Annotated in this window: 17 protein-coding genes, 1 pseudogene and 1 riboswitch; of the genes and pseudogenes, 12 read left to right on the top strand and 6 right to left on the bottom strand. The window is 71.3% G+C overall.

The annotated features are described in order from the left end of the window. Positions 1 to 6 precede the first annotated feature (6 nt). Positions 7 to 306, top strand: a complete 300-nt coding sequence (locus BW996_RS13820) for a hypothetical protein (RefSeq protein ID WP_037481294.1) — start codon at positions 7 to 9, stop codon at positions 304 to 306. A gap of 9 nt (positions 307 to 315) precedes the next feature. On the opposite strand, the gene BW996_RS13825 is transcribed toward BW996_RS13820, so the two are convergent. The 4 genes from BW996_RS13825 to BW996_RS13840 form a co-directional block, all read right to left on the bottom strand. Next, positions 316 to 1,272: a cation diffusion facilitator family transporter gene (locus tag BW996_RS13825; RefSeq protein WP_037481292.1), complete on the bottom strand. Its 957-nt coding sequence runs from the start codon at positions 1,270 to 1,272 to the stop codon at positions 316 to 318. A 113-nt stretch (positions 1,273 to 1,385) separates the two neighbouring features. Further along, positions 1,386 to 2,009 (bottom strand): bifunctional 4-hydroxy-2-oxoglutarate aldolase/2-dehydro-3-deoxy-phosphogluconate aldolase, encoded by a 624-nt coding sequence (locus tag BW996_RS13830; protein WP_037481290.1) that lies wholly within the window; start codon positions 2,007 to 2,009, stop codon positions 1,386 to 1,388. Between the two features lie 26 nt (positions 2,010 to 2,035). Further along, positions 2,036 to 3,856, bottom strand: a complete 1,821-nt coding sequence (gene edd / locus BW996_RS13835; protein WP_037481286.1) for a phosphogluconate dehydratase — start codon at positions 3,854 to 3,856, stop codon at positions 2,036 to 2,038. A gap of 174 nt (positions 3,857 to 4,030) precedes the next feature. Continuing rightward, positions 4,031 to 4,561, bottom strand: coding sequence for an OmpA family protein (locus BW996_RS13840; RefSeq protein ID WP_037481283.1), 531 nt, complete (start codon positions 4,559 to 4,561; stop codon positions 4,031 to 4,033). Positions 4,562 to 4,682: 121 nt separating this feature from the next. On the opposite strand from BW996_RS13840, the pseudogene BW996_RS13845 reads away from it, so the two are divergent. Next, positions 4,683 to 5,174: pseudogene (locus BW996_RS13845) on the top strand (gamma-glutamylcyclotransferase); the annotation flags it as partial. Positions 5,175 to 5,219: 45 nt separating this feature from the next. On the opposite strand, the gene BW996_RS22270 reads toward BW996_RS13845, so the two are convergent. Then, positions 5,220 to 5,882 carry a nucleotidyltransferase family protein gene (locus BW996_RS22270; protein ID WP_037481281.1) on the bottom strand — a complete coding sequence of 221 codons (663 nt, stop codon included), beginning with the start codon at positions 5,880 to 5,882 and terminating at the stop codon, positions 5,220 to 5,222. A 161-nt stretch (positions 5,883 to 6,043) separates the two neighbouring features. On the opposite strand from BW996_RS22270, the gene pdxH reads away from it, so the two are divergent. Together pdxH and BW996_RS13860 are read left to right on the top strand one after the other, a co-directional pair. After that, positions 6,044 to 6,682, top strand: coding sequence for a pyridoxamine 5'-phosphate oxidase (gene pdxH, locus BW996_RS13855; protein ID WP_037481278.1), 639 nt, complete (start codon positions 6,044 to 6,046; stop codon positions 6,680 to 6,682). A gap of 158 nt (positions 6,683 to 6,840) precedes the next feature. Beyond that, positions 6,841 to 7,635, top strand: coding sequence for a YdcF family protein (locus tag BW996_RS13860; RefSeq protein WP_037481276.1), 795 nt, complete (start codon positions 6,841 to 6,843; stop codon positions 7,633 to 7,635). Here the strand turns inward: BW996_RS13860 and BW996_RS13865 are convergent. After that, complete coding sequence (locus BW996_RS13865; RefSeq protein ID WP_037481274.1) at positions 7,632 to 9,212, bottom strand: UbiD family decarboxylase domain-containing protein; 1,581 nt, start codon at positions 9,210 to 9,212, stop codon at positions 7,632 to 7,634. The two genes, BW996_RS13860 and BW996_RS13865, sit on opposite strands and share 4 nt — an antisense overlap. Before the next feature lie 280 nt (positions 9,213 to 9,492). Between BW996_RS13865 and BW996_RS13870 the strand changes: the two genes are divergently transcribed. From BW996_RS13870 to BW996_RS13905, 8 genes are all read left to right on the top strand, one after another. Then, positions 9,493 to 10,425: a lytic transglycosylase domain-containing protein gene (locus tag BW996_RS13870; RefSeq protein ID WP_037481272.1), complete on the top strand. Its 933-nt coding sequence runs from the start codon at positions 9,493 to 9,495 to the stop codon at positions 10,423 to 10,425. A 49-nt stretch (positions 10,426 to 10,474) separates the two neighbouring features. Then, positions 10,475 to 10,597, top strand: a riboswitch (ZMP/ZTP riboswitch). A 58-nt stretch (positions 10,598 to 10,655) separates the two neighbouring features. Then, positions 10,656 to 11,909, top strand: a complete 1,254-nt coding sequence (gene glyA, locus BW996_RS13875; protein ID WP_037481270.1) for a serine hydroxymethyltransferase — start codon at positions 10,656 to 10,658, stop codon at positions 11,907 to 11,909. A 23-nt stretch (positions 11,910 to 11,932) separates the two neighbouring features. After that, positions 11,933 to 12,376 carry a transcriptional regulator NrdR gene (gene nrdR / locus BW996_RS13880; protein WP_037481268.1) on the top strand — a complete coding sequence of 148 codons (444 nt, stop codon included), beginning with the start codon at positions 11,933 to 11,935 and terminating at the stop codon, positions 12,374 to 12,376. Between the two features lie 96 nt (positions 12,377 to 12,472). Next, positions 12,473 to 13,018 (top strand): prepilin-type N-terminal cleavage/methylation domain-containing protein, encoded by a 546-nt coding sequence (locus tag BW996_RS13885; RefSeq protein ID WP_037481266.1) that lies wholly within the window; start codon positions 12,473 to 12,475, stop codon positions 13,016 to 13,018. Further along, positions 13,012 to 13,491: a type IV pilin protein gene (locus BW996_RS13890; RefSeq protein WP_051631869.1), complete on the top strand. Its 480-nt coding sequence runs from the start codon at positions 13,012 to 13,014 to the stop codon at positions 13,489 to 13,491. Before BW996_RS13885 ends, BW996_RS13890 begins: the two co-directional genes overlap by 7 nt. A gap of 3 nt (positions 13,492 to 13,494) precedes the next feature. Next, a complete protein-coding gene (locus BW996_RS13895; protein ID WP_037481265.1) occupies positions 13,495 to 14,202 on the top strand; it encodes a hypothetical protein in 708 nt (235 codons plus the stop codon). Beyond that, positions 14,186 to 15,478 (top strand): hypothetical protein, encoded by a 1,293-nt coding sequence (locus tag BW996_RS13900; RefSeq protein WP_139330887.1) that lies wholly within the window; start codon positions 14,186 to 14,188, stop codon positions 15,476 to 15,478. Before BW996_RS13895 ends, BW996_RS13900 begins: the two co-directional genes overlap by 17 nt. Continuing rightward, positions 15,475 to 16,671 carry a hypothetical protein gene (locus tag BW996_RS13905; RefSeq protein WP_051631868.1) on the top strand — a complete coding sequence of 399 codons (1,197 nt, stop codon included), beginning with the start codon at positions 15,475 to 15,477 and terminating at the stop codon, positions 16,669 to 16,671. The genes BW996_RS13900 and BW996_RS13905 overlap by 4 nt, the downstream gene beginning before the upstream one ends. Positions 16,672 to 16,707: the final 36 nt, after the last annotated feature.

The following is a 16,707-nucleotide window of genomic DNA, read 5'->3' on the forward strand; positions in this document are numbered from 1 at the left end:
GCCGTCATGAACATCGTGCTTGGACCGATCGCCCTGCCAGCCATGCGCCAGGCCACCTGGCTGCTGGTGGTGCTGCAAGCGAGCGTCATGACCCTGCTGACGCTGCTGATGGGCCATCTGCCCGGCCTGAGTCCGGGCGTCGAGAAGTCGCTGTTCGGGGCTTGGGTGATGCTGGTGGGCGTGCCGATCGCCTTCACGCCGCTGGTGCATCCGCGCGAGCAGGCCTCGCACCTGCTCGTCTTCGGGCTGGTCCTGCCGCTGCTGCAGGTGCTGCTGTCCTGGCTGGCGCAGATGATGCTGATCTGAGCCGCAGCCTCAGCGGCCGGACAGCGTGCCGGTGTCGTGATCGCGGTCGGGCCGGCGCCACGGATCGACATGGATCATCAGGCTCAGCACCGGATGGGCCTGCATGACACGACGGCGGGCCTCGACGGCGATGTCGTGCCCCGCCTCGACGCTGAGGGTGGCCTCGACCTCCAGATGCACGTCGGCCGCGATCAGGTCGCCCATGCGGCGGGTGCGCAGCTCATGCACCCCGATGACGCCGGGCGTGGCGGCCAGCGTGGCGTGAATGGCCTCGATCTGGTCGGCCTCGACCGCACGGTCCATCAGGTCGTTGATCGCGTTCCAGCCGAAGGTCCAGCCCATGCGGGCCACCAGGAAGCCGACAATCAGCGCCGCGATCGGATCGAGCAGGGAATAGCCCGCCAGGTTGCCGGCAATGCCCAGCCCGACTACCAGCGAGGACGCCGCATCCGAGCGTGAATGCCAGGCATTGGCCGCCAGCATGCTCGAGCGCACCCGGCGCGCCACCGCCATCAGGTAGCGGAACAGCGCCTCCTTGGCCACCAGCGTGGCCACCGCGATCCACAGCGCCAGCGGCGCCACCGGCGCGATCGCGGCAGGCTGCTGCAGCTTGGCCGCCGCCGAGCCGACCATGCCCAGCCCGACGCCCAGCAGCAGCAGACCCAGCGCCAGCGAGGCCGCGGTCTCGAAGCGCTGGTGGCCGTAGGGATGATCGGCATCGGCGGCCTTGCGGCTTTGCCGTCCGGCCAGCAGCACGATGAAGTCCGACAGCAGGTCCGACAGCGAGTGGATCGCATCGGCCACCAGCGCCTGGGACTTGGCCTGCACACCGACCACCAGCTGCAGCACGGTCAGCGCCAGATTGACCGCGACGCTGATCCAGGTGCTGCGCGAGGCCGCCAGGGCACGGGCCTCGCGCAGCGTGGCCTCGTCTTCAGGGTCGTCGGGTGGGGGGGAAATGAGCATCAGGCGCCTGGCCGGGACAGATCCGGCATCAGAGACAGGAGAGCCTGATTCTCGCGCCCGCGCTGAAGCGCGGGTGAAGCGCTGCGGACGCGGTGTCCACAGCGCGCGACGGATCAGCCCCGCAGCGCCTGAGCCTCGGCCGCCAGCCGGGTGATGCGCGCCCAGTCGCCGGTCTTGACCGCATCGGCCGGCGTCAGCCACGAGCCGCCGCAGACCTTGACGTTGGGCAGCGACAGGAACTGCGGCGCCGTCTCCAGCGTGATGCCGCCGGTCGGGCAGAACACCACGTCGTGGAAGGGGCTGGCAAAGGCCTTGAGCAGATTGACACCGCCGACCGCGGTGGCCGGGAACAGCTTCAGGAAACGGTAGCCGTCGGCGCTGGCCATCATGACCTCGCTGGCGGTGGACACGCCCGGCAGCAGCGGCAGGCCGATGTCCAGGCAGGCGCGGCCGATCTCGCTGGTGTAGCCAGGGCTGACGGCGAACTGGCAGCCGGCGTCCTTGGCGGCCTGGGCATCGGCGATCGAGCGCACCGTGCCGGCACCGACGATGGCCTCGGGCACCTCGGCGATCATGGCCTTGATGCAGTCCAGCGCGGCCGGCGTGCGCAGCGTCACCTCCAGCACCTTGACGCCGCCGGCAACCAGCGCGCGGGCCAGCGGCACCGCGTCCTCGACGCGGTCGATGACGATGACGGGAATGACGGGGCCGTGGCCGGCCAGATCGAGGGTGTTCATGGAAAGACTCGCGGTGCGTGAAGGGTTCAAAGCCAGGTGACGGCGCCTTCCTCGGCGCTCAGCACGTTGCGGCGCATGCCGCCGAAGAGTTCGCGGCCCAGGCCGTGCGCGGCGTCGTCGGCCAGGTCGGCCGGACGGGTCTCGATGGCGCGGGCAGCCCATTCGTCGGCGGCAACCAACGCGTCCAGCGTGCCGGCCACCGCATCGACGCGCACGAGGTCACCGCTGCGCACCTTGCCCAGCGGCCCGCCGCCGAGCACCTCGGGGCTGACGTGGATGGCCGCCGGCACCTTGCCCGAGGCGCCGCTCATGCGCCCGTCGGTCACCAGCGCGACGCGGAAGCCCCGGTCCTGCAGCACCGCCAGCGGCGGCGTGAGCTTGTGCAGCTCGGGCATGCCATTGGCACGCGGGCCCTGGAAGCGCACGACGGCGACGAAGTCGCGCTCGAGCTCGCCGCGCTTGAAGGCCTGCTGCAGCGCCTCCTGGCTGTCGAAGACGATCGCGGGCGCCTCGACCACATGGCGGTCCTCGGGCACCGCGCTGACCTTCATCACGCCGCGGCCCAGGTTGCCGGCCAGCAGCTTCAGGCCGCCGCTTTCGCTGAACGGGGCGCCTGCGGTGCGCACGATCTGGTCATCGATCGGGGTTGCCGGCAGATCGCGCCAGGACAGCACGCCGTCCGCGCTCTGCTGCGGCACGCGGCCATAGGCGGCCATGCCGCCCTCGGCCACCGTCAGCACGTCGCCGTGCAGGCAGCCCGAATCGAGCAGCTCGCGCAGCACGAAGCCGGGGCCGCCGGCGGCCTGGAACTGGTTCACGTCGGCCTTGCCGTTCGGATAGACCCGCGCCAGCAGCGGCGTGGCGGCCGACAGCTCGGAGAAATCGGTCCAGTCGATGAGGATGCCGGCCGAGCGCGCCACCGCGACCCAGTGGATCAGGTGGTTGGTCGAGCCGCCGGTGGCCAGCAGCGCCACCATCGCGTTGACGATGCAGCGCTCGTCGACCAGTTCGCCGATCGGGGTGTAGCGCGCGCCGCCGCGGCGGATGGCCAGCACGTTGCGCACCGCCTCGCGGGTGAGCTCCTCGCGCAGGCCCTCGTGCGGGTGGATGAAGGCCGCACCCGGCACATGCAGGCCCATCGCCTCCAGCAGCATCTGGTTGGAGTTGGCGGTGCCGTAGAAGGTGCAGGTGCCGGCGCCATGGTAGGCGGCGGATTCGGCCTCCAGCAGCTTGTCGCGCCCGACCAGGCCTTGCGCGAACTGCTCGCGCACCTTGGACTTCTCGCTGTTGGACAGGCCGGTCGACATCGGCCCGGCCGGCACGAACACGCAGGGCAGATGGCCGAAATGCAGCGCGCCGATCAAGAGGCCCGGCACGATCTTGTCGCACACGCCCAGCAAGAGCGCGGCGTCGAAGACGTCATGCGTCAGGCCCACCGCGGTGGCCATCGCGATGCTGTCGCGCGAGAACAGGCTCAGCTCCATGCCCGGCAGGCCCTGGGTGACGCCGTCGCACATCGCCGGCACGCCGCCGGCGACCTGCACGGTGGCGCCAAGCTTGCGCGCCTCGTCGCGGATCACCGCCGGGTAGCCCTCGTAGGGCTGGTGCGCCGACAGCATGTCGTTGTAGGCGGTGATGATGCCGAGGTTGGGCGCCTTCTCGGCCACGACGCGAAACTTGTCCGAACCCGGCAGCGCCGCGAAGGCATGCGCCACGTTGGCGCAGCCCATCCTGTCGGCACCACGCGGGCGCGCCGCCAGCGCGCGGGTGCGCTGCAGATAGGCCTGGCGCAGCGGCTGGCTGCGTTCGCGGATGCGGGCGGTGATGTCGGCGATCTGGGATTTCATGGCGTTTGGCTGGCCTGGAACGGCCCTGAAACTTTCGGACGATTACAGCGTAACCGGGTTACATCGTCAAATCATTCGCCACCAGACCACGCAAGAAAAAGGCCCGGTGCCGCGACGATCGCGGCCCGGGCCTGGGCAAGCGGGAAGCGCCAGCCCTCTCGGGCCGGCCGACGCTCAGGGCGCGTCGACGATGCGGATCTCGACGCGACGGGCCTCGCGGTCGGTGCCGCTGCCGGTGGTGCTTTCCGGCTTGCGCATCAGCACCTGCTGCAGCGGCACGCCCGCGACCACCAGCGCGGCGCGCACGGCCTTGGCGCGCTGCTTGGCCAGCTCGGCGTTCATCGCCGGATCGCCGGTCGAATCGTGATAGCCCGACAGCAGCACCCGACGGGCGCCATCGCCGGCCAGGGCCTTGACCACCTCGGCCAGCGCGGCTGCATCCTCGGCGCCCACCGACGCGGAGCCGGTCTCGAAATACAGCACCGCCAGCGCCGGACCGGTCGGGGTCAGGTCGACGAGCACATCGGCGGCCTCGGCGCTCGCGCCGGAAGCGGCGGCCACGGCCGTCGTGGCCGCCGGCGCCGACGGGCTCTTGAGGCTGCGGGTCACCGCAAAGCCCAGCACGCCCAGCAGCAGCACCGCCACGCTGGTGAACACCACCCACAGACCGACCTTGCGGCTGTCGTCACGATCGTCGTCACTCATTTCGAACCTCCTCATGTTGATGAACGAGCCAGTTTACGGTGACAAACATCACGCTTTCTTGACTTTGGGAGGGGTCATCTCGGCCTTGTGGCCACAGCACCACTGCCCCGACACTGTCCGGATGGACCTCGCTCGCCTTCACGACGATCTGGATGATCTGCTGACCCGCGGCCTCGGTTTCCGGGTCTTCGCCTATGGCTCGCTGCTGTGGCGGCCCGCCTTCACGCCGGCCGAATGCCTGACGGCCCGGGTGCAGGGCTGGCACCGGGCGCTGCGGATGCGCTCGCGGGTCAACCGCGGCACGCCGGCCTGCCCCGGCCTGGTCTTCGCGCTGCTGCCCGGGGGCTCCTGCCGGGGCGAGCTGCACCTGGAAGAGGCCGGGCGCGCCCATGCGACGCTCGATGCGCTGTGGGAGCGCGAGATGCCCGGCGGCGGTGTCTACCAGCCGCGCTGGCTGCAGGCCCTCACCCCGCAGGGTCGGCTGCCGGCGCTGGCCTTCACGCTGCCTGCGCGCCATCCCAGCCATGTCGGCCGGCTCGACGACGCCACGCTGCTGCAGGTCCTGGCGCAGGCGCGCGGCCGCTACGGCAGCACGCTCGACTACCTGCTGCGCACCGCCGAGCGGCTCGACCAGCTCGGCATTCGCGATGCCGAGGTCTCACGCCTGGTCGGTCTGGCGGAGCGGCACGGGCTGACGGACCGCGAACGCCGGCTCGGCCGCGATCAGCCGCTCGAGATCCTCGCGGGTGTCGATGTCGACCAGCACGCCGGGGTCGCCCGTCTCGACCGCGAGTGAGGGATAGCGGGCCAGCAGCCGGCGCAGCCCCTGGTCGCCGCTGAGGCGCGACAGCTCGTTGTACATCTCGGCGGCCAGACCGACCGGATGGCCGGCGCGGCCCAGATGCTGCGCGCAGGCGATCGGCGCGGCGCCCTGCCCGACCGCACGGGCCATCAGCTGCAGCGTCTGAGGGCGCACGCGCGGCATGTCGCCGGGCAGCACCAGCCAGCCGCAGGCCTGGGCCCGGGCGGTCACGCCAGCGGCGATCGAGTAGCCCGCGCCCAGCGGCTCGCGGCTGGCCGAGCCGACCGGCGGCAGCAGCACGATGTCGCGCGAGGCCACCACCTCGCGCACCAGCCCGACCAGCGGCGCCACCGTCACCACCACCAGCGGCAGCCCCGAGCCCAGCACCGATTCCAGCGTGTGCGCCAGCACGCTGGCCCGGCCCAGCGGACTGGCCAGCTTCGGCGTCGCGCCGGCAAAGCGCCGACCCGCCCCGGCCGCCAGCACCACCACCGTGGGCAGCGTGCGTGCCGGACTCATGGCCGGCCCCCCTGGCCGCGTCGAAAATGCTGCACTGCGATCATGACCGCTATCGGACCCGACAAGCGCCGCCACAGGAAGTGGTGCCTTCACTTAAGGAGGATCACTAGCCGCCCCGGCCTCGCCTGCGGCAGCGCTCCACCTTGGCGCATACTGGCGCCATGAAGGACATCGCCCATCTGCGCAAGAGTTACGAAAGCGGCGAGCTCGACGAGGCCCTGGCCGGATCGGAGCCGCTGCAGCAGTTCGAACAATGGTTTCAGGCGGCGCTCGGCGCCGGCGTGCCCGAACCCAATGCGATGACGCTGGCCACCGTCGGCCCGGACGGCCGCCCGTCGACCCGCATCGTGCTGATCAAGGACTACGACGCCCGCGGTCTGGTCTGGTACACCAACTACGACAGCCGCAAGGGCCGCGAGCTCGCCGGCCACCCCTGGGCGGCGCTGCAGTTCCACTGGGTCGAGATGGAGCGGGTCGTGCGCGTCGAGGGCCGGGTCGAGCGGGTCGCCGAGGCCGAGTCGGATGCCTACTACGCCTCGCGACCGCTCGATTCGCGCCTGGGCGCCTGGGCCTCGCCGCAGAGCCAGCCGATCGCCTCGCGGGCGGTGCTGGTGAGCAACGCGGCCAAGGCGGCGGCGCAGCATGGCCTCAACCCGCCCCGACCGCCGCACTGGGGCGGCTTCCGCCTCGATCCGGACCGCTGGGAGTTCTGGCAGGGCCGCAAGTCACGCCTGCACGACCGGCTGGTCTACCAGCGCGAACCCGACGGCCGCTGGCAGCGCCAGCGTCTGGCGCCCTGATCGTCGACCGACGACGCAGGCCAAGCCACGACACTGCGCGCCTTAAGTGAATATTTCGCGCAAGGCTTGTTATCAAATGATGGTTTCTCCAGTTTGAAGAAGAGGTGGCATCGAGAATCGCGGCGTTACCAGACCCGCGTCACTCTCGCGTACCACTCGTGCTCGATCCTTCCTGGAAACCGACCCTCTCCGCGCTGCTGCAACCCCCGGCCAGCCTGCTGCTGATGATCCCGGCCGGTCTGTGGCTGCAGCGCCGCCCGGACTGGCGGCGCTGGGCCGGGCGGCTGATGATCGGCACGGCCCTGCTCGGGCTGTGGCTGATGTGCTCCAGCGGCACCGCCCTCTGGCTGCAGGATCGGGTGCTGCGTCCACCACCCGCCCTCAACGCGCCCGAGCTGCGTGCGCTGATGCGCAGCCCGAAGACCCCACCGAGCGCCATCGTGGTGCTGGGCGCCGGCCGTCACCGGCTCTCGCCGGAATACGGCAGCTCGATGCTGACGCAGCAGGCGATGGTGCGGCTGCACTACGGCGTGTGGCTGGCACGGCGCACCGGCCAGCCGCTGGCCTACAGCGGCGGCGTCGGCTGGGGCCAGTCCGGCGAGGTCACCGAGGCCGAGACCGCCGCGCGCATCCTGATGGACGACTACGGCAGCCGGCTGCGCTGGACCGAGTCACGCTCGCGCGACACCCGCCAGAACGCGCAGCAGCTGGTGCCGCTGCTGGAAGCCGACGGCGTGCGCCGCATCATCCTGGTGACCCATGCCGTGCACATGCCCCGGGCGCTGCGCGCCTTCCGCGACGCGGCCGGCACCCGCATGGTGATCGTGCCGGCCCCGGTGGCCTTCATCACCCCGGACGAGTCCGGCCTGCTCGAGTGGATGCCCAGCGCGCACGGCTACCGGCTCACCCATGACGCGCTGCACGAGCTGCTCGGGCTGATCACCCGGAACTAGCTGCGCGGTACCGACGGCGCGACCAGCCGCCCCCAGAGCGCATCCATGCGCGCGGTCACCGCACGGTCCATCTCGATGGTGCGGCCCCACTCGCGGTCGGTCTCGCCGGGCCACTTGTTGGTCGCGTCCAGCCCCATCTTGCCGCCCAGGCCCGACACCGGCGAGGCGAAGTCGAGGTAGTCGATCGGCGTGTGCTCGACCAGCGTGGTGTCGCGCACCGGATCCATCCGGGTGGTGATGGCCCAGATCACTTCCTGCCAGCTGCGGATGTCCACGTCGTCGTCGACCACGACGATGAACTTGGTGTACATGAACTGGCGCAGGAAGCTCCAGAGGCCGAACATCAGCCGCTTGGCGTGGCCCGGATAGGCCTTCTTCATGCTGATGACCGCCATGCGGTAGCTGCAGCCCTCCGGCGGCAGATAGAAGTCGACGATCTCCGGAAACTGCTTCTTCAGGATCGGCACGAAGACCTCGTTGAGCGCCACGCCCAGCACCGCCGGCTCGTCGGGCGGCTTGCCGGTGTAGGTGGAGTGGTAGATCGCGTCCCGGCGCATCGTCAGACGCGAGATCTCGAACACCGGGAACCAGTCCTGCTCGTTGTAGTAGCCGGTGTGGTCGCCGTAGGGACCTTCCAGCGCGTGCAGGTAGCCGTCCTTCTCCTTGAGCGGCACGCCGTGCTCGCTGACACCCTCGAAGCCGGGCGCGGCCGGCGGGATGTGCCCCTCCAGCACGATCTCGGCGCTGGCGGGCACCTGCAGCATCAAGCCGCCCTCGCCCACCTGGCTGTCGGCCAGCTCGGTGCGACCGCCGCGCAGCAGGCCGGCGAACTGGTATTCGGACAGGCTGTCCGGCACCGGCGTCACCGCGCCCAGGATCGTGGCCGGATCGGCCCCCAAAGCCACCACGATCGGAAAGGGCTTTCCACGATTTGCATGAACAAATTCGCGGAAATCCAACGCTCCGCCGCGGTGAGCGAGCCAGCGCATGATGACCTGCCGCCGCCCGATCACCTGCTGGCGGTAGATGCCCAGGTTCTGCCGCCGGCGCGGCCGTGCCACCGACTGCGGACCGCGGGTCACCACGAGGCCCCAGGTGATCAGCGGCGCCACGTCGCCGGGCCAGCAGTGCTGCACCGGCAGCCGGCCCAGATCGACCTCCGGACCCTCGACCACCAGCTCCTGACAGGCCGGCCGACGCACCACCGACGGCTTCATGTCCCACAGGGTTCGTGCCATCTGCCACAGCTGGCCGGCATCCTGCAGCCCCTTCGGGGGCTCGGGCTCCTTCAGTCGGGCCAGCAGCTCGCCGATGTCGCGCAGCGCTGCGACGCTGTCGGCCCCCATGCCGAAGGCGACACGCTCCGGCGTGCCGAACAGATTGGTAACTGCAGGTGTCGTGAATTTTTGTGTACCACGCACCGGATGGGTGAACAGCAGCGCCGGACCGCCTGCGCGCAGGGTGCGATCCGACAGCCAGGTCATTTCCAGATCGGTCGAGACGGGTTCTTTCACTTCCAGCAGCTGACCCCGAGCTTTCAGGGCGGCGAGGAAGTCTCTCAGGTCACGGTATTTCATGATCTACGGTTATGAAGAATGAGTTTTTTATTGTTGGCCGGTTATTTTGGCGACTTCTAGAATCCAGCTGTTCATTGACGAAGGGGCTTGTGGCCTGCCGCGCAACGCGCAGCTGCCCCGGACAATCGCACCGTCAGGTCAGGGGAGAAGGTCGCCGCAAGAGCGACTGGCGACAGGAAGGCACCGCATGACTGCGGGCCCTGGAACGCGGGACCGTCGACGGATTATCAAGGCGCCCGCCCATGGCCACACGGCGCCTGCAGAAATGGGAAGGAGTTGCATGAGTGCATCCCGCTCTTGGGCACGCGTTCGCGTGGGCGCCCTGAATTCGGCACGGGTGTTCGTCAGCGATCTGGGCAACGGACTGATGGTCGTCAGCCACAGCAGCCTGGCCGTCATCGGTCTGGCGGTGCTGGCCGCGGCCTTCGTGATCGGCGGTCGCGCCGATGTGCGCGGTCTGCTCGAGGAACGTGCGCTGGACTGGCTGGTCTCGCGCCAGGAAGCCCGTTCGATCGATGAGACGCTCGACACCGCAAGCCTGCTCGGCCCGGGCGACATCTCGGCGGTCGACCGCGCCACCGCGATCGATCCGAGCGAGCTCAACCGCCAGCAGGCGGTGGTCGCGCAGTGGCTGTCGCGCCGCTACAAGGTCGCACCGGAGCCGGTCGGCCGGCTGGTGCAGGAAGCCTGGTCGCTGGGCCAGCGGGTCGGCCTGGAGCCGACGCTGATCCTGGCCATCGTGGCGATCGAGTCCTCGTTCAATCCATTCGCGCAGAGCGCGGTCGGTGCCCAGGGCCTGATGCAGGTGATGACCCGGGTGCATGACGACAAGTACGTCGCCTTCGGTGGCAACCATGCCGCCTTCGACCCGCTGACCAATCTGCGCGTGGGCGTGCAGGTGCTGAAGGACTGCATCGCCAAGGCCGGCTCGGTCGAGGGCGGTCTGCGCCATTACGTCGGTGCCGCCAACCTGGCCAGCGATGGTGGCTACGCCTTCAAGGTCATGGCCGAGCAGGAATTCATGCAGCAGCTGCTGCGCGGCCGCTCGGTGCCGACAACCGCTCGGCTGCCGGTGCCGCCGGTGGCGCCGCCCGAGGCCACAGGCGGCAGCGATGCGCCGATGACGCCGGTGCAGCCCAGCGTCCCGCCGGGCGGATCGCCCTCGGCCGCAGCCACCGATACGGCGCCGCGCCTCGCCGCGCTGGGCTACTGAACGGACGACCGGCCCAGGCGCCAGCCTGCGGCCGTCTTCCTGTAAACTCGCCCGACCACGCAACTGGCGTTCAAGGCCCGCATCGGGCCGAGGTGGGCAACCACCGGGGAGCGTGGTCGCCGCAGGCGCATCGGCTTGCGGCGGTTTCTTGCCGTGCGCCTGGGCAGCCCGATCCGACCTACGAAGCGGGCCGGAACGGGTCCAGAATCTCCCGACAGGACTGCCGCATCATGTTTGACCGCGCCATTCACTCGCTGGCCGCCATCGACCCCGAAATCAACGCGGCGATCGAAGCCGAAGTGCTCCGCCAGGAAGAGCACATCGAGCTGATCGCCAGCGAGAACTACACCTCGCCGGCCGTCATGGCCGCCCAGGGCTCGCAGCTCACCAACAAGTACGCCGAAGGCTACCCGGGCAAGCGCTACTACGGCGGCTGCGAGCATGTCGACGTGGTCGAGCAGCTGGCCATCGACCGCGCCAAGCAGCTCTTCGGCGCCGAGTACGCCAACGTGCAGCCGAACTCCGGCTCGCAAGCCAACCAGGCCGTCTTCTTCGGCCTGCTGCAGCCCGGCGACACCATCATGGGCCTGAGCCTGGCCGAAGGCGGCCACCTGACGCACGGCATGCCGCTGAACATGTCGGGCAAGTGGTTCAAGGTCGTCTCCTACGGCCTGAACGCCCAGGAAGACATCGACTACGACGCGATGGAGCGCCTGGCCCACGAACACAAGCCGAAGCTGATCATCGCGGGCGCCTCGGCCTTCGCGCTGCGCATCGACTTCGAACGCTTCGCCCGGGTGGCCAAGGCCGTCGGCGCCTACTTCATGGTCGACATGGCCCACTACGCCGGCCTGATCGCCGCCGGCGTCTACCCGAACCCGGTGCCGCACGCCGACGTCGTCACCACCACCACGCACAAGACCCTGCGCGGTCCGCGCGGCGGCCTGATCCTGATGCGCGGCGAGGACGTCGCCAAGAAGATCAACTCGGCGATCTTCCCCGGCATCCAGGGCGGCCCGCTGATGCATGTCATCGCCGGCAAGGCGGTGGCCTTCAAGGAAGCGCTGAGCCCCGAGTTCAAGGCCTACCAGGAGCAGGTGGTCAAGAACGCCGCTGCGCTGGCCGAGACGCTGACCGCGCGCGGCCTGCGCATCGTCAGCGGCCGCACCGAAAGCCACGTCATGCTGGTCGACCTGCGCCCGAAGGGCCTGACCGGCAAGGAAGCCGAGGCGCTGCTGGGTCGTGCCCACATGACCTGCAACAAGAACGGCATCCCCAACGACCCGCAGAAGCCCTTCGTCACCAGCGGCATCCGCCTGGGCAGCCCGGCCTTCACCAGCCGTGGCTTCAAGGAAGAGCAGTCGCGCCTGGTCGCCAACCTGATCGCCGACGTGCTGGACGCGCCGAACGACGAGGCGGTGATCGAGCGCGTCAAGGCGCAGGTCGCGCAGCTGACGCGCGACTTCCCGGTCTACCGCGGCTGAGGCCGGGCGGCGACGCCCTCCCGATGCGCTGCCCCTACTGCGGTCACCAGGAAACCACCGTCGTCGAGACCCGCGCGTCCGACGAGGGTGACGCGATGCGCCGGCGGCGGCGCTGCAGCGGCTGCGACAAGCGCTTCACCACCTACGAGCGCGCCGAGCTGGCGATGCCCGCGGTGGTGAAGAAGAACGGGGCACGCAGCGAGTTCGACCGCGCCAAGCTGCGCGCGTCGATGATGCTGGCACTGCGCAAGCGCAATGTCAGCGTCGACCTGCTCGATGCGGCGATCGCCCGCATCGAGAACACCCTGTTCACCAGCGGCGAGAGCGAGGTCGGTACCTCGCAGATCGGCGAGCTGGTGATGCGCGAGCTCAAGCGCCTCGACAAGGTCGCCTATGTGCGCTACGCCTCGGTCTACCGCCAGTTCGAGGACGTCGACGCCTTCAGCCAGCTGATCCGCGAGATCTGAGCCGGACTGCCCGGCTCGCGGCCATCCCCCCACGGCGGGATCGTCCGACGCGGCATGCCGCGCGCAGACTGGGCCTCCTTCTCCAGGGAGGTCCGCATGACATCTCGCCCCGCCCCGGGCCTGACGCTGCCCGAGCTGCTGCTGGTGCTGGCCCTGCTCGGGCTGCTGGCCGCGCTGGCACTGCCCTCGCTGGCCGAGCAGCTGCACCGGCGCCGCCTGATGGCCGCCTCGGCCGCGCTGCAGGCCGACCTGCAGCTGCTGCGCGAGGCCACCACCGCCCGGCACCGGCTGCTGCGCCTGAGCCTGCACGACCTGCCCGAGGGCCACTGCCGGCTGATCCATGACGGCGATGCCGCCGACTGCCGCTGCGAGGCCGATGCGCGACATCAGCCCCAGGTCGAGTGCCGCGCCGGCACGCAGCTGCTGCGCGCCACGCTGCTGCCGCGCAGCCAGGGCCTGGTGCTGCGCGCCAATGTCGCCAGCCTGCGCGCCGAGCCTCGCCACGGCACCCTCACCCCGACCGGCACGATCGAGCTGACCGGCAGCCGCGGCGGGCCGGTGCTGCGCCATGTGGTCAACATCCTGGGCCGCACCCGGCTGTGCACGCCCACCTTGCCGCTGCCCGGCGTGCCGCGATGCTGAGCGCCCAGCCCCGGCAGTCCGCGCCAGCCCGTGGACTGACGCTGATCGAGATGGTCCTGGTGCTGACCCTGCTGGCCCTTCTGGCCGCGATCGCGCTGCCGTCCTGGCAGCAGCAGCTGCAGCGCAGCCGCCGTGGTGACGCCATCGCCGCGCTGGCGCGCATCGAGCTGGCCCAGCAGGACTGGCGCAGCCGCCATGCCCAGTTCGCGCCGACGCTGGCGGCCGACGGCCTGGCGCTGCCCGCCCTGAGCCCTGGCGGCCACTACCGCCTCGCGATCGTGATCGCGACCGATGCGCCCGACCTGACCAGCGGCTACCGGGCGGTCGCGCAGGCGATCGGCGCCCAGCAGGGCGACAGCAACTGCCTGTGGATGGCGATCGAGCTGTTGCAGGGTGAACTGCGGCTGCGCTCCGGCCCGGACGCGCGCCTGGGCAACGCCGCCGCAGACAACCGTGCCTGCTGGAGGCAGTGAGCGATGCGATGCCGGGGTGTCGCGCTGGTCGAACTGATGCTGGCCTGCGCGCTGGCGGTGGCGCTGGGTGGCGCCGCGCTGCATCTGGTGGTGGCGCAGATCGACGAGCAGCGCCGGCTGCAGCGCTCGATCCGCATCGAGCAGGAACTGCGCGCCGCCGCCGACCTGATCGTGCGCGACCTGCGCCGCGCCGGCTACCGGGGCGATGCCGCCACCGCGGTGCTGCGCGCGGCGGACGGACAGGCCGTGCCGCCCAATCCCTATGCCGGACTGGAACGCGGCCTCGAGGCCGGAGCCATCGCGCTCGGCCACGCCTACAGCCGCGACCTCAGCGAGGATGGTCAGGTGGCCAATCATGAGCGCTTCGGGCTGCAATGGCTGCCAGCCGAAGGTCTGCTGGAGTGGCGACTGTCGGGAAGCGCGCTGCAGCCGGCCGCGCGCGATCACTGGCAGGCCCTGGTCGATCCCGCCCTGCTGCAGGTGACCGCGCTGACCATCGACCTCATCGAGGAGCGCCACTCTCTGCTGGCGCTGTGCGGTGCGGCCTCAGGAGCCTGCGCCAGCCAGGCCGGCTGCCCGCCCGAGCGCATCCGCCGTATGGTGCGACTGCGCATCGAGGCCCGCGACCGGCAGGATGCGCGGCGCAGCCACCAGCTCGAGAGCCGGGTCGGTCTGCGCAATGACGAGGTGCGTGGTGCCTGCCCCGCCTGAGCGCAGCGCCAGGCGCGTCGATCGGCGCCACCTGCGCCACCTGCGCCACCAGCGGGGCCTGGGGCTGCTGGCGCTGGTGATGGTGCTGCTGCTGTGCGCGCATCTGGCGGTGCTGGGCGGACAGCGGGCCCGGCTGTCGCAGCAGGGCGCCGCCGACGCTCACCGCCAGGCACTTCAGGCCCGCGAGGCCGCCGAGGCCGGCCTGGCCTGGGTGCAGGCGGCGCTGAACGAGAGCGTCCCCCTGGACGAGCACTGCGAACCGACGACGATCTCCGCCGCCACCCGCCCGCTGCTGCGCGAACGCTGGCTGGCCGAGGTGCTGCGCACCGGTCCGGACAGCCTGCGGCCGGCCTGCCGCCTGAGCGCCGGCCGCTGGCACTGTCACTGCCCCGCACAGGGCGCAGGCCGTCCGGCTGAGACGGGAGACGGCCGGCTCACGCCGGCCTTCGGCGTGCAGCTCGAGGCCGAGAACAGCGCGCACAGCCTGTGGCGGGCCACGATCGACGGCTGCAGCCACGCCGCGCCCGACTGCGGCGCCCCCGATGCCGCCGAGCCGGCCGCCCGGCACCGCCTGCAGGTGCTGCTGGCCCCGCCGGGCAGCGCCGGGTCGCTGCCTGAAGCCGCCGTCAGCGCGGTCGGGCGACTGCGGCTGGCCGGCTCGGCGCTGGCCCTCCAGGGCGATCCGGCACAGGCCGGCCCGGCGCTGCAGGCCGGCGGCGACATCCAGGTCGAGCCCCCCGCACGCAGCCTCGGCCCGCCCGGAACGCCGGACGAAGCCAGCCGCCGCGCCGGCGATCCCCGTCTGGCCGAGGGCGCTGCTGCGCTGTGGCCGCGCCTGACTGGCCTGCCGGCCGAGGCGCTGGCCGGCTCGCCGGGCTGGACGCGCATCCCGTGCGGTGGCGACAACGACTGCAGCACCGCAACCGCCGCCGCGCTGGCCACCGGACGGCGACGGCTGTGGATCGACGGCGATCTGGACCTGGGCGGGCGCGACTGGGGCTCGCCGCAGCACCCCGTGCTGCTGGCAGTCCGCGGCCGGCTGCACGCCAGCGAGCCGTTCACCGCACACGGCCTGCTGATCGGCGGCCGGGTCGACATGGCGCCGACCGGCGGCGGGCGCAGCCGGCTGCAGGGCGCGCTGCTCAGCCTGGGCGAGGCCCGCATCGACGGCGCGGTCGACCTGCGCCATGACCGTGCGCTGCTCGAGCGGCTGATGCCGCTGCCCGGCGCGCTGCTGATGGTTCCGGGCAGCTGGTTCGACCCGCCACGCCGATGAGCGCGCACACCGCCCTGACCCGCCCGCACGGCCTGGCGCTGATCGAGGTGCTGGTCGCGCTGCTGCTGCTCGGCCTGGGCAGCCTGTCGCTGCTGAGGCTGCAGGGCGGACTGCGACTGGGCGCCGACCTGAGCCGCCAGCAGGCCGAGGCAGTGCGCCTGGCCGCCGACGACCTGGAGACACTGCGCGCCGGGTCTGCGACCGCTTCGCCTCCAACCGCCCTCGACGGCAGCACCTCGCCGATGCAGCTGCAGCGCCGCATCGAGGCGAGTGCGCTGCAGCGGCTGGCGTCGGTGAGCAGCCGGATCGACTGGCACGACCGCCACGGCCAGCCTCAGAGCATCGCGCTGAGCAGCCTGCGACTGCAGCCCCAGGCCGACCTGGCTGCGGCCACGCTGCTGGCACGCCACAGCGGGGGCCGCGCCATCGGCAGCAGCGGCACCGTGCCCAGCATCGCCAGCCCCGCCCGGCTGCCGCCGGGCAGCCAGGACCTGGGCGATGGCCGCCATGCCTGGCGCGTGCGGCCAGACTCGACGCGGATCTGGGTCTTCGACAGCCGCAGCGCCGCGGTGACACAACGCTGCGACCAGCCCGCGCCGCCGCCCGGCACGCCAGAGCGGCTCGATGCCGGCAGCCTCGGCAACTGCCGGGCGCTGTCCGGACTGCTGCTGTCCGGCCATGTGCGCTTCGCCACCGGCACCGACACGCCGGGCGAAACCCAGGCCGAGCAGCCGGACAGTGCCGTCCTGCCGCTGGACCTGCGGCTCACGCTGAGCAGCACCGGCCATCCCACGCCCGCCTGGGAATGCGTTCATGATGGACCGGACGGCGGCAGCACGGCACGCACCGCGATCACCTACCACTGCCTGGTGCAACCGGTCGCGGCCGCCTCGGGCGGCCTGCCGCGCTGGTCCGGCCGGCTCGACCTGGTGCCCCAGGGCTGGCTGCTGGCCGAGGGCGGCGCCACCGCCGGTCAGTCCGGACGCTTCCGGATCTGCCGCTACAGCGCCGACCAGGACGGCAACGGCCGCATCGACGCGGCAGAGCATCCGGCGGTCTACATCGCCGTGACGCTGCCACTGGCCGGGCAGAACTTTCTCGTCATCCGCGGCAGCGCGCGCTGCCCGGTCGACACCGGCCCCTGGCCCTGGCCGGACCCGCTCGACGACAGCACGGTCGCGCACCAGCCCTGAGCTGAGCGCGCCTGTCGTGGCTGCACGCGCAGCAAT

Origin of the sequence: Sphaerotilus natans (assembly GCF_900156335.1) — a bacterium.
GTDB classification, from domain to species: Bacteria; Pseudomonadota; Gammaproteobacteria; order Burkholderiales; family Burkholderiaceae_C; genus Sphaerotilus; species Sphaerotilus natans.